Annotated in this window: 17 protein-coding genes and 1 pseudogene; 1 reads left to right on the top strand and 17 read right to left on the bottom strand. The window is 59.0% G+C overall.

The window, feature by feature from the left end; all coding sequences use genetic code 11:
* Positions 1-88: 88 nt before the first annotated feature.
* Positions 89-1,162 (top strand): putative phage abortive infection protein, encoded by a 1,074-nt coding sequence (locus QQK16_RS10355; RefSeq protein ID WP_284196384.1) that lies wholly within the window; start codon positions 89-91, stop codon positions 1,160-1,162.
* A 96-nt stretch (positions 1,163-1,258) separates the two neighbouring features.
* Here the strand turns inward: QQK16_RS10355 and QQK16_RS21220 are convergent.
* The 17 genes and pseudogenes from QQK16_RS21220 to QQK16_RS10270 all read right to left on the bottom strand — a co-directional run.
* Positions 1,259-1,447: pseudogene (locus QQK16_RS21220) on the bottom strand (GpE family phage tail protein); the annotation flags it as partial.
* A 17-nt stretch (positions 1,448-1,464) separates the two neighbouring features.
* Positions 1,465-2,277 (bottom strand): hypothetical protein, encoded by an 813-nt coding sequence (locus QQK16_RS10345; protein WP_284196383.1) that lies wholly within the window; start codon positions 2,275-2,277, stop codon positions 1,465-1,467.
* Positions 2,278-2,505: 228 nt separating this feature from the next.
* A complete protein-coding gene (locus tag QQK16_RS10340; RefSeq protein ID WP_284196382.1) occupies positions 2,506-2,622 on the bottom strand; it encodes a GpE family phage tail protein in 117 nt (38 codons plus the stop codon).
* Between the two features lie 8 nt (positions 2,623-2,630).
* Complete coding sequence (locus tag QQK16_RS10335) at positions 2,631-2,969, bottom strand: phage tail assembly protein (RefSeq protein ID WP_284196381.1); 339 nt, start codon at positions 2,967-2,969, stop codon at positions 2,631-2,633.
* A 29-nt stretch (positions 2,970-2,998) separates the two neighbouring features.
* A complete protein-coding gene (locus tag QQK16_RS10330; RefSeq protein WP_284196380.1) occupies positions 2,999-3,511 on the bottom strand; it encodes a phage major tail tube protein in 513 nt (170 codons plus the stop codon).
* A gap of 56 nt (positions 3,512-3,567) precedes the next feature.
* Positions 3,568-4,740, bottom strand: a complete 1,173-nt coding sequence (locus QQK16_RS10325) for a phage tail sheath protein (RefSeq protein ID WP_284196379.1) — start codon at positions 4,738-4,740, stop codon at positions 3,568-3,570.
* Between the two features lie 287 nt (positions 4,741-5,027).
* A complete protein-coding gene (locus QQK16_RS10320) occupies positions 5,028-5,372 on the bottom strand; it encodes a nucleotide pyrophosphohydrolase (RefSeq protein ID WP_284196378.1) in 345 nt (114 codons plus the stop codon).
* Between the two features lie 10 nt (positions 5,373-5,382).
* On the bottom strand, positions 5,383-6,333 hold the full coding sequence (locus tag QQK16_RS10315) for an MrcB family domain-containing protein (protein WP_284196377.1): 951 nt from the start codon (positions 6,331-6,333) through the stop codon (positions 5,383-5,385).
* Between the two features lie 67 nt (positions 6,334-6,400).
* Positions 6,401-6,895, bottom strand: a complete 495-nt coding sequence (locus QQK16_RS10310) for a hypothetical protein (protein ID WP_284196376.1) — start codon at positions 6,893-6,895, stop codon at positions 6,401-6,403.
* Complete coding sequence (locus QQK16_RS10305) at positions 6,892-7,428, bottom strand: hypothetical protein (RefSeq protein ID WP_284196375.1); 537 nt, start codon at positions 7,426-7,428, stop codon at positions 6,892-6,894. Before QQK16_RS10305 ends, QQK16_RS10310 begins: the two co-directional genes overlap by 4 nt.
* 2 nt (positions 7,429-7,430) lie before the next feature.
* The gene (locus QQK16_RS10300) at positions 7,431-8,306 is read right to left on the bottom strand and encodes a hypothetical protein (RefSeq protein ID WP_284196374.1); all 876 of its coding nucleotides are present in this window, start codon (positions 8,304-8,306) and stop codon (positions 7,431-7,433) included.
* Between the two features lie 35 nt (positions 8,307-8,341).
* Complete coding sequence (locus QQK16_RS10295; protein WP_284196373.1) at positions 8,342-8,662, bottom strand: hypothetical protein; 321 nt, start codon at positions 8,660-8,662, stop codon at positions 8,342-8,344.
* Positions 8,663-8,671: 9 nt separating this feature from the next.
* Positions 8,672-9,223, bottom strand: a complete 552-nt coding sequence (locus tag QQK16_RS10290; RefSeq protein ID WP_284196372.1) for a phage tail protein — start codon at positions 9,221-9,223, stop codon at positions 8,672-8,674.
* A complete protein-coding gene (locus QQK16_RS10285) occupies positions 9,223-9,834 on the bottom strand; it encodes a phage tail protein I (RefSeq protein ID WP_284196371.1) in 612 nt (203 codons plus the stop codon). Before QQK16_RS10285 ends, QQK16_RS10290 begins: the two co-directional genes overlap by 1 nt.
* Entirely contained in the window at positions 9,824-10,714 is an 891-nt protein-coding gene (locus QQK16_RS10280; protein WP_284196370.1) for a baseplate assembly protein, read from the bottom strand. Before QQK16_RS10280 ends, QQK16_RS10285 begins: the two co-directional genes overlap by 11 nt.
* A complete protein-coding gene (locus QQK16_RS10275; RefSeq protein WP_284196369.1) occupies positions 10,711-11,061 on the bottom strand; it encodes a GPW/gp25 family protein in 351 nt (116 codons plus the stop codon). Before QQK16_RS10275 ends, QQK16_RS10280 begins: the two co-directional genes overlap by 4 nt.
* An 11-nt stretch (positions 11,062-11,072) precedes the next feature.
* Positions 11,073-11,747 (bottom strand): phage baseplate assembly protein V, encoded by a 675-nt coding sequence (locus QQK16_RS10270; protein ID WP_284196368.1) that lies wholly within the window; start codon positions 11,745-11,747, stop codon positions 11,073-11,075.
* Positions 11,748-11,755: the final 8 nt, after the last annotated feature.

The raw sequence follows: 11,755 nt of genomic DNA, 5'->3' as shown, positions 1-11,755 counted from the left end.
TGTGTGGTTGGCGCGCTAGAATCGTTGTGCAGATTGTCCAAACAAACACGAACCTGTCATAACCGTAAAGCTATCTAAAGGTTGACTAATGATTGAGCAAGAACAAAAAAAAGTTGCAGTTGCGAGTGAGACAACCAATGCAAGGAGGAATGGGGTGGATGATGCGTGGGTAGTGCGGGTTAATACTATAGTTGAGGGGGCATTTCCTTGGGCGTTCCGGATTTTAAAATCACATTGGTATGCTTCCTTGATCGCGATCGTGCTAATAGGCTGGGCATCTGCCCCGAGCATTGCCCTTCATTTTGGCCAGAGGTATTTGGGCCCCACTTCTCAAGTCGGAGCGACTGTAAGCCCAGCTAGCGCCGAGCAAAAAGCAGCAATTGAAATATCGCAGCTCGGGCAGTTGGGTGATTCTTTCGGAATATTCAATTCGCTGATGTCCTCGTTGCTGTTTATTGCGGCCGGGGCAACTTTCTGGCTGCAGAATATGCAGCTGAGGAAGGCCAATGAAGAGCGACATTCTGATGAAATATTTAGGCAGCGTGAACGAGCGGAAGAAACATTATTCAAGCTATTGGAGCTACATCGTGATGTAAAGGATAAGATTTTTTACGATACTTCAAGTGGTAATGCCGCCCTGGTCAAATGTGTCATTGGTGCCATGCGCAATTTATACCAAGTTTCTTATATGCCTCAGGATAAATTTATCAAGTGCACTGAACATATACTGGATTCATACGTTCAAAAATGCCTCGGGCCATATTTTAGAAGTTTGTTTCAACTATACAAGCACATTGATAGTGTTGACGTATGGGGTGAGGCTTCGGAAAAAAAATTCTATAGCAGCATGGTCCGCTCGCAAATGTCCCAGGCGGAGTTCTATCTGCTGCTTTTAAATTATGATTCTTACTGGGGGCGGGATTTTGACGAGAAAGTATGCAAATATAACCTACTAAAGCATTTGTCTTTTAGCCCCCTTGATCCATGCACGAGATACTTAATAAAAAGAGTCGCGCAGAACGCCTTGGGTGACAATGAGCGCCTCCTGAATCTGTATCTTGAGCCCTATTCTGCAGAGCAGTTCTGTGTGGATGCTGTTGAAATACGACGCGAACATAGAATTCTTGAGAGTCAATTGAAAGATATTAGCATGCACATGTAGCTTATCGGTGTGTGGGTACCAGACCGTGCCGGGTATTAGCGCATCCGGCACGGTCGCCGCTACTTCCCTCCTGTCGGCCCTATCCCTCTGCACCCTGGCACGCTCTCTCCATTCCGCCAGCTCAGTCAGTGCTATGTCGGCCACGGCATCTGGTGGCCAGTGGGCGATGGTGGCGATATCGCCGGTGGCGTCTTCATCTCTATTAGGGACGCTGGCTCCTTCCGTTTCATACGGCGCAACGCGCTTTGCTTGTTGCGCCTTGCGGACTATGGCCGGTACTCTCAATTTCTCGAAATGACCAGTCAGGGAATCGCTTGTGAACGTTGCTGAATGACTTTAGCGCGCAGGCTAGCTCCAATGTTATCTCTGGTTACAAATTTAAATGCACCACCATGCCCAATCACGGCCTTTGTGATATCGGCCGTGCCGAAAGTGGTTTGTCGCAATACGTAATTCTCGGCAAGCACTTCGTTTGTATCTATGGCTACATTATCTCGAGCCGTTACAATCAACTTCGGTTGGCCATTAATCATGCTAATGGTTGCCACGTTGTAGTCAACAATGCGTTTGCTACTTCCAAGCTGCTCAAGATCACTTGAGAGCCGATTAAGCATATCCTCATTTACCTCCCCCTTCTTGAGGAAGTCGACGAATTCCTTAGGCAGCACTTTGCCATCAAAGAAACTGCCGCCACCTATGCTTATACCCGTTAAATAGACGTTACCAACAAATTTACATATTGCCTCTGCGATTTTGCCTTTGTTAAGTTCTCTGCACATCTCTTTCATTTGCATGGAAAACTCATCGTCACATTTGCTCCTTCTTGCGCTTCGCGCTTCGTCCTCCTGCTCCTTGCATATTTCTGTCTTGGAATAATCACCGCCTTCAAGGCATTTGCTGTAGCAATTATCGTGAACCCTGCAAGCCTTTTCTAAATTAATCTTGGATGGAAATATTGAGATCTCTTCAGGCACCAGCTTTTCATTCCAACCGGAGCCGCAGCCATTGTAAAAATCTTTTTTGGTTTCGTTAGTGGTGCTCTCCGCTGTAGAAATTTCTTCGGAATGAACTGCTGCACAAGACAATGCAATCACCATGTACATAATATTTTTCATTTGCTTTCCTCCTGTATGGGATCGTAAAGACTGCTTCTGATGCATAGCAGACCAATCCCGAGAGGTCAAAGTGTCTTAGTGTCTGGTGTGGTAGTTGCGATCGGAGAGCTCTTGTGGCGTAACGCCGTGGGCTGTAACGTTCTTGATGTAAAGTCAGCGATGCCAACATGCATGCGGCGGCTCAGCGATCCGTATATTTCCGCTGAGCCGCAGCTTATTGCCGGCTAGCTACGCATCTGTCCCGCTTCTTACCCTGGCCCGCTCTCGCCATTCCGCCAGCTCGGTCAAAGTCATGTCTGTCATTGCGTCCGGTGGCCAGTGGAAGATGGTGGCGATGTCGGCCATGGCGTCTTCTACTCGGTCGGGGAGGCTGGCTCCTTCAGCGAAGTCGGTAGCAAAAAATTGGTAATCGCCATGCCACACTGCGTCAGGTCTGCCGGGTCCATCTGATGCATGTCGGCTTTGGTCAAGGTGGGTGTGCTGATGCGGGGCACCAGCGTGGCGATGGACTCGGCGTCCATCTGTGCCAGCGCGGTGATACTGAGGCCGCGCAGGGCGCCGCTTTTGGGTTTGCGCAGGTGGATCTGATTGATGCGCTGATTGCCGCGCTGGATGGGGTAATCCAGGGTGATGGGTTCGGCGGCTGGCAGGATGGCTACTTGGGTGGTTTCGGTCGCAGTGTCTTGGGTCATGGTCTTTGCTTCCTGGGTATGGGTGGGATTTAGTTCATGCCGATGTTGCGGCGGTGCTTGGCGAGGCGGTCTTTGCCATCGACGATGCAGACCATGCCCACAAGATCGATCTCGACTACCACGACATCGTTGACGGTCAACTTGTAGTAGCTGATGGCGGACTTGACCTTGAATTCGGTCTCTTCGCCGGGCTTGCCGCTGCCGAAGTCGAATTCTTCGTGGCGGCCTCGCACTACGACTTCGACGGCGTCGGCGTCCTCGCTGTCGCCGCGCTGGTAGGAGCCGGCCCAGCGGATCATTACGGCGTCGTGCTTGTCGGCGGCATAGTCCCGAAGCAGTTCGCGCATAAAGCCGCCGTAGGTGACTTCTATCTCCAGATCGCCCTGGCCCAAGTCCATGGAGATGGCGCCGTCCATGCCGCCGCTGCGCCATTTCTCCAGCTTGCGTGTGAGCTTCGGCAGAACGACTTCCTTGGTTTCGCCGATGTAATCGTTCCCGCCGACGAATGTCCCGAAAAACTTGAGCACTGATGGCAATGCCATAGCGTTGTCCTTTCTGTGTGTTGCTGGCCAGCGCCTGGCTGGCCGGCATTGTTGGCTTAGGCGGTGACCTTGGCGGCGAGGTCGGCCAAGTAGCGGTCGGTGATGCGCTGGATGAACATCAGGTTTTCCATCGGCGGCACTGGGGTGTAGTCGTAGTCGATGGCGAGCTTGCCGGCCTTGAGGCTGTCGACCGTATTGGCCTCGGCGTTGAACCATGCCCTGGCGTCCACGATGTAGCCGGCGCGCTTCAGCTCGCGGAACTTGCGGTTGATGCCTTCGATGATGTCTTTCACCAGCATCGGCGTTATCGGTTTATCCACCGCCCACATGTGAGCCTCCGCGATGGTGTCGGCGATCACCTGGGCGGTGCGGGTGTAGTTCTCGAAGGCGAACAGCGGGTCGTCGCTGGTAGTGCGCGAACCCCAGAAGCGGAAGCCGGTGCTGTTAATGATGCAGGTGACTTCTTTGCTATTGAGGTAGCCGGCATCGGTGGCGGGGTCTTGCAAGTCCCAGAACACGGGCTTGCTGATACCGGTGATGCCGTTCAAGGCCACGTTGGACAAGGTCTTGTGCCAGCCTTGTTCTTCGTCGAGCTTGGCGCGCAGGCCCAGGGCGTAGGCCACGGCGGGATAAGTGACTGCGGCGTTGGCGGTAGTGTCCCAGGCGGTGACCTCGGGCCAGATCACCATCACCTCGCGCTGGCCAAAATTGCCCCGGTAGAGCACGGCTTCTTCTTTGGTCTGGGCGCCGTTGGCGCTGACGTAAGCGAATGCGCGGAGCTTGTGGGCAGCACCGGCCAGGGCGTTGGCTACCGGCAGGGTGTCCAGCCCTGGCGCCCCCAGGATGCGGGGCTTAATGCCGAAAGCAGCTTGGGCTGCCAGCAATGCCTTGATGCCGGTGAATTTGCCATCGGGCGTGACGGTGCCAATGACGTTGGAGGTAGTGGCGGCGGCATCGGCGCCGGCCTCTACACGCACCACGATCACCATGGGCTTGGCCTGGTCGGCGATGGCGCGCAGGGTGGGCAGCAGCGTTCCGCCAACGCCGGCCTTGCCGATGGCTTCATAGACGTTGGTGACCAGCTTGGGGGTATTGAGGGGGAAGTAGGCCGCGTCGGCATCGGGCGCGGTACAAACTACGCCAATGACGGCGGTGGAAATGGTGCGGATGGGGCGTGTGCCTTCGTTGACTTCGATGACGCGCACGCCGTGGTGGTAATCATTGGCCATTGGTGCTCCGGGGGTTGGGGTGGGCGCAACCACCTTACCGCGCACCCGCGAAGCCGCCACGCGCTTACCGTTGTGCTAGCCGGACATACAAACAGCCCTGCATTTTCGGGGCTGTTTTGAGATTGGCACTGCCTGTGGACGCAGATTACTTGTGATTGCCTCGCTGCATTTTTTGCGCAGTCTGCTGGTTATCTGGAGAGTATTTAGTCATCTGCTTCTCTGCCAAATGAGCACGTTTCAGGAGCACGCCACGAACGTCTGCTTGTGATCCTGCGCAGGATTAGTCCCTAGTATTCTGAATATTTCCGAGAATCACCACGAACCTTCTCGGCGGGATACTTCGCGCGGTTATGCACTAGCTTTTCGGAGGCTGCGGTCATTAAGTCAACGTCTAGCTTGTCTGCAAGACGCACGAGATACATCAGGACGTCTGCCAGCTCCTGCCGAATAGCTTCATGTTTCTGCTCGTTCAGCTCGGATAGCTCACCTGTCTTGAGCCATTGGAAAGGCTCTAGTAACTCAGCTGCCTCCACGCTCAGTGCTGAGGCGAGATTTTTGGGTGTGTGAAACTGGTCCCAATCGCGCTCTGCGGCGAATAACCTAAGTTCATCGCGGAGCTCCGTTAAACTCATTGGGGGTGCGCTAGCCACGATAGTGTGCCTTCTTAAACTGTGCGATGTCATCTACACAACCTGAACGATGAATCATGCGGTGGCAGTTGGCGCAGAGCACCGCAAAATCCTTGGTCGGATCCATGGCAACCTTCTTCCCCTTGAGAGATGCAAGTGGCCTGAGGTGATGGGCTTCAATGTACTCCTTACCGATCTCTCCATAACGCGCTTCGAAGTTTGTATTACATACCTGACAGGTATAGCCATGATGCTTTTTGACGGCTCTGGCTAGGCCGGCGTTACGCTCAATGCGCTTGTGCATGCGGAAACGAGTGGCATCCTCGTATGCCATCTCTGGCGGTTCATCGCCCTCCACGGTTGTAGTGCTCACCTCGCTATTGGTCTCGCCCTGAATTAGGGTCTCGTAGAGTTTGACCATAATCATGAGGTCAGATATCAGCTGCGCCTCGCTTGGAAGCTGCCCGAGTGGATAGAACTGGGCGCATATATTCCCGGCTTCATAAAAAGCGGTATCGTTAGCCGGATCGGAAGGGCGCAAATCGATGTCGAGTTCTGGAAAGTAGGCAACCTCTTTGCCTAGCATGGCGCGGAAGTTTGCCGCTCGCGATTTCAAGGCAGTCTTGGCGTCCGACCTATATAGCTTCTTCGCTTCAGTCATCCCCTGATTGAGGCTGAGGTAAAGCCCAGTCATATCCTCACGAAACAGGTAGACAGGGTAATAGCCGCTCTGTGCGCTGCTAGTTACGAGCTTATCAAAAATGCCCACCCAAGGACCGCGCGCCCAGTTGCCTTGGCCGGCGCTCCCCTTGAGAACCAAGCGCTCGTTTTCGCCGACTGCGACAGCTACAGTGTCGCGCAAACTCCGTCGGATGAAATTGGCTAAAGCGTGCTGTGTAAAGTCTCCCTGGCTTGCTACTAGATACTCATTCAGTACTCTGTCAAATCCGTCGCGCAAACCCATAACGCTTCCTTATCCTGGATGGACCAGCTACGAAACGCCGAAAGCTTACATGCAGCAAGAATCATCGTCAGCTTCTCGCCGGTTTTGACGGTTGCAGCTGGTCGCCGGCAAATCGCTGGGGGCCGAGCCATGCGACGGCACCGGCGTAGACGTTGGACAGGGGGAAGCCGGTCTCGCGCAGCATGTCGCGGAACAAGGCGACGGATGCGGCGCGGGTGATGGGTATCTCCAGGCGCCATTGGCACAGTACGTCATGCACGAGGCTGGCATGGTAGGTGGCCGGTTTGCCGAGGTGCTGGGCGCCATCGGGCGTGCCAAGGTAGAACAGGCCCAGTACCGGCCAGGCTGGGGTGCAGCCGTCCCAGGCATAGCCGCGCCGGATGGTGATGGTGCCTTCGTAGATGGTGGCCCACTCACCTGCCCAGGTGATGCCGGCCAGGTGGGGTGAGCTGTAGCTGTAGTGCTGTTCGAGCCGGTAGCGCCAGCACTTGGGTGGGGTGCCGGGGCCGGTGGCAATGTCGCTGCCGAGTAGGTTGCGTATGAGGCTGGCGAGGGTCTTCATGCTGCGGCCCGGAAAACGTGGACGGTGAAGCCAGCAAACACCATTTGCAGGGTGGGCGGCAGGGCGGCGTTGATCGTGGCTTCGTCCACTTGCCAGGTGCCATCGTCGCCGGCCACCGTGAACGGTGCAGATACTGTGACGATGCCGCCTTTCATATCGGCCAGCAGCATGCCGCCCCTGCCGCCGCTTTGGCGGATGGGTAGGCGGAAGGTGTCGGTGATGTCGAGCGTTTTGCCATCTGGGCCGATCAGCTTGGCGGTGAATGTGAGGGTGGTGCCAAGTGGGCAGGTGGCTTCGGTCAATGCCCCGTTGATGCGGGTCAGCTCGGTCTTGTTGCTATCCACCCCTGTCATTACGAGGTGGGGGCGCTGGCTGCCGGGTGGGTGGTAGGGGGTGAGCGCCAGCTTGCCGTGGTAGTCGGCGATGATCTTGCCGGGTTCGGTCTCGATGTCGGTGGCGCCGAACAGATTGATGTCGTCGGGGTAGGTGACGGTGCCGTCGTTGGTCTTGAGGTCGAAGATTACGCGCTTCATGGTTATGTCCTGTAGGCGTTGCAGATGCGTTCGAGCCAGCTATCGAGGTTGGCTTCGGTGTACAGGCGGGAGCCGGAGATTTCGTTCTTGGCGGTGGCCTGGTAGGACATGAGGCCGACCAGCAGCCAGCGATTGCCGGGGTACTGGATGAAGCGGCCTGAGCGCTCGGCAGTGTGGTCGCGCACATAGATGCCAAATGCGCCGGGCTGGTCGAGATTGGCGGCGATGGGCGTGCGGGCGTTGCGGGCGACCAGCAGCGGCACTTGGTTGGTGTATTCGGAGCCGTCCACCACGTTTGCCATGGCGACAGCGCGGCGGTCGGTGGGTACGCGCAGGAGGGCATTGCGCAGGTTTGTCGGCAAGTAGCTGGGTACGCCAGGCAGTAGGTAGCCGCTGGTAAGGGTGATGCTCTCGGCGGCCAGCAGGGCGCCCGTGGTAGTGGAGTAGCGGAATCGTTTGCTATCCGTATAAGCATGCAGCTCGTTTCCGACGAGGCGAACAAACGCGCCGTTGTGGCTGGATTGGCTGGATACGCCCCCGCCGATAATGGTTTTGGCACCGCTGATGAGGTTGAATTTGGCCCAGAAGATGCCAGTGGTGCCGTTGCGGGCCGCTACCCAGATGTCGCTTGGGTCGAGTACCGCCATTCCGGCCCAGCCAGTACATGTGCTATCCACATCGGCGGGCGTTTTCGTCCAGATCAATGTGCCTGCTGGCGTGTTGGAAGTAAGTGGTCCGGTGCCTGGGCCGTTGGTGGCCAGCACGTGGGCGACGTTGAGGTAGCCACCTGTGCCCGATGGCTGGGGTATCAAGGCGGCATCGGCGGTGGCGTAACCGAGATCCAGGCGTATGGCAGTTTCGGCGGTGGGCCAGCTCATGCCGGGTGTGCGACGTGTGTAGTGTCGGCCCATGTTTACACCTCGTAGCCGTGAACGTGCACAGCGACCGCGTTAGCTGCTGAGCAGGTGACCCACACCTGCATGTTTTGGCTGATGGCGATGCCAGTGCGCTCCAGGGTATTGCCCTCGGTGCCAGCCGGGTCGAGCGGAAACTCATACTCAATGTGGTCGCCCAGTCCAGGCGCGGCGCCGTGGATGGCAAGGGAGACCAATATCGGCGCTTTGGTGACATTGCACAGGTTGATGCAGATGCTGGGCATAGATCCTGGCGACGCAGTCCAGAATGACTGTGGGGTGTTGGCGGCCGTAACGAGGCCTTTGCCGAGTGTGGGCATGGCTGTCCTTTAACGCTGAGTCAGGAAATGGATGCGGGCGCGCTCATTGCGGCGCAGGTAGTGGGGATGAGGGTCGCCGGCTGCGGCATGCGCAGCCACGATGCCGGTTGAGAATTCCTCGGTCGCGTAGGTGCTGCTTGAGACAACCAGCGAGACGGCGGCGCGGTCGGTGACGCAGAACACGAACTTGACCGGTAGCGGGAAGGCGGCGCCATCGGTCGGGAGTGGCTTGGTGCAGGGGGGCGTTTTACCGATGGCAATCAGAGTGCCATCCGGGGCGAACAGGCCCAGCTCGCGCACGGTGTAGCCGCCCACTTGTGTGGGTATCTCGCCAGCCACACAGATCCAGGTTGGGTTAGCGGCATCCTGGGCAACAGTGTTAGGGGTGCCCCGCCAGACTTCGTTGGCGAGCGCGGTTTGGGTGGCGCTGGGGTCATACTCGGCCTCATTCTGGCCGGTGCCGGCTGCGATGCTGGCGATGACCAGTGGTTGCCGGTTGGCCAGCGCTTGCGCCAGCAGGATATGGCCGGCCTGGGTAACAAGGGTGTAGTAGTTGGCCATCAGGTTTCCTTGGGTAATACGCAAATCTGCGGGCGCGTGAAAGCAGCTGCGCCTGTGTGGGTGGGCGCCATGCTGTTGATGGGCAGGACTTGGGGGTAAGCGATGCACGTGGGCCGGATGGCGGCATGGCCTGCCGTATTCATCGGCGCCCTGGTCACAAGCTCGACGTCGAGTCGATCCAGGTGGGAGCGTGCGGATTTGTATTCGGCGATCAGACGATGCAGGGCGGCGAGCCGGGCGGGGTCGATGCCTCGGTCGGTGACCTCGATACGCACGCGGAAGGTGTAGGGCTCGCCTTGGTAGGCGGGCCATTCGGCCAAGGTGGCGTCAATATCCAGCAGCTCGAACACGTGCCTGATGGCCCATACCGTGCCTTTGCGGCGGTGCAGGGCGGCGCTGCCGCGTATCAGGGCGCGCTGCTGGGCTTCGGTGGTTGCAGCGTCCCAACCATCGACCGACATGGCCCAGGCGAGGAAGGGCAGAAAGGCTGCGGGGCAGGCGTCGGCGTTCCACAGCTTGCGCAGGCCTTCGGGGTCTAGCCCGCTGGGCAGGACGTTGGCCAGTGCGCGTTCCAGGGGCGTGCTATTGGGCGGGAGTAGCCTAGCGCTCATTGCTAACCACGATAGCGAGGGTGACGACCTGGCAGTGGGCCAGCTCGGTGGGGGCGCACAGCACATCGGCGGTGGGTTGCTCGATGGTGACGCGCACCATACCGGGCTGATGGAGCGCGGCGTAGAGGCCGGATAGCGAGACATCGCAGCCCAGCCGGCGCCGGTCGGCCTGGTAGTTGGCCAGCGCCTGGCGGGCGGCGGCTTCGGCGCGGTCGCCTTCCGGGCCTGGCTTACGGTGCAGGGTGGCTTGCACGGTGTAGGGCTGCAGCGTGGGTGCGCTGGTTGTAACCACATCGGTCAGCGGGCGGCGTTCGTCAGCGCTTAGGTAGGCTTGAACGGTCTGCAGCATCTCGCCAGTGGGCGTACCGTTGCCTGCGCTCGATAGCACGGTGACGCGCACCTGGCCTGGGGTGGGTGTATCCACCGCGACATCGAGCACGCGCGGATCTGAATCCAGGGCGTGGAAACGGTAGCTGCCGATACTGCCGGCGACGGTGAAACCCTCGGGCGCCATCTGGGCGCGCTGGCGCAGGCTGTCGTCGCTCTCATAGACAGCGTCTGTCGGCGGGTAGGTGTCAGGGTTAGCAGGCACCAGCACGCGGCGTGCTACGCCTTGCAGCGTGGCCAGGGCATCCAGATCGCTGCGGCGGGCGAACGGCAGCAGTACGGCGCGGGCGGCATCGTTGATGCGGGCGCGCAGGTTGAGTTCGTCGTAGGCGGCGAGCTGCAGCAGCTTGACCACGGGTTCGGATTCGAGCGCGGCGGTGAAGGCGGGATACAGCTCCTTGAACCGCGCCACTTTGCGGGCGTGGATGGTTTCGTAGTCGAGCGCTTCGATCAGCTCGGGCGGCGGGAGGTCGGCGAGGGCGATGGTGGTCATTGCGGTCTGCCTATCTCGACGGCGGTGGTGATGGGCTGTTGGCGGCCAGTGCCGTCCACATAGTTGCCGCTGATTTCCAGCGTGAGGCTGGCAGGGGCGTCGGGCGTGGCTATGGTGGTGATACGGCTGAGCTTGAGCCGGGGTTCATCGCGCAGCAGTGGCATGGCGGCGGCTGCGATGACGCGCATACGGCCTGCGGCGTTCATCGGGCTATCGATCAGGAAGGGCAGTAGCGAGCCGTACTCGCGGCGCTCGATGCGACTCCCCAAGGGTGTGGTGAGGATGTCGGCGATGGATTGGCGCAGATGGTCTATGCCGCTGATGGGTTGGCCCGTATGGGCGTTCATGCCGTGGTAGCTCATGGGTGGCTGTGGTGGTTGCTGTTGCCGCCCGCATCCATGACGCTGCCGCTGGCGTCGAGGTTGCCCTCGATCAGGACATTGCCGCGCACCTGTACCGGGCCGTGGATGACGGCGGCGGGGCCGCCTGTACCTTGGGCCGAGCCAAAGCCGGCCATGCCGCCCATGTAGGTCAGGGTTTTCTGTACCAGCAGGTTGCCGGTGACGACTGTATTGGGGGCGTCGATGGTGACCAGCGTGCCGGCCTGGGCGGTGATGGTCTTGCCGGCCTTGGCGGCGATGCTGTCGGCGGCATCCACGAGGGCGGTCTTGATGCCGGTGGCGGTGAGCGCGCCCAAGGCGTGGTCGTAGCAGATGCGGGCGCCGTCCGGGTAGACGGTGACATGGGTATCGGGGCTGCTGTCGGGCGTGGGCTTGGCGTCGCTGGGGAGGCCGAGCAGGACAATGCCGGTAGCGGGGTCGCCGCTGGGGCATAGCAGCACGACCTGTTCGCCCACAGTGGGCGGGTTCCAGGTGCCGGTGTCGCCCGCGCGGTCCTCCAGCCAGGGTAACCAGTCGGTGAGCAGCTGGCCTGTCTGCACACGGCAGCGGCGGGCCGGGTGGTCAACGGCTTGTATGGTGCCGGTGCGAATCAGGGATTCGAGGCGGCGGGCGAGTTCGGCGGTGGGGTCCATGCGGGCAG

The sequence above is a fragment of the Chitinimonas prasina genome (genome assembly GCF_030160395.1).
GTDB classification, from domain to species: Bacteria; Pseudomonadota; Gammaproteobacteria; order Burkholderiales; family Chitinimonadaceae; genus Chitinimonas; species Chitinimonas prasina.
This window is presented reverse-complemented; position numbering and strand designations above follow the sequence as displayed.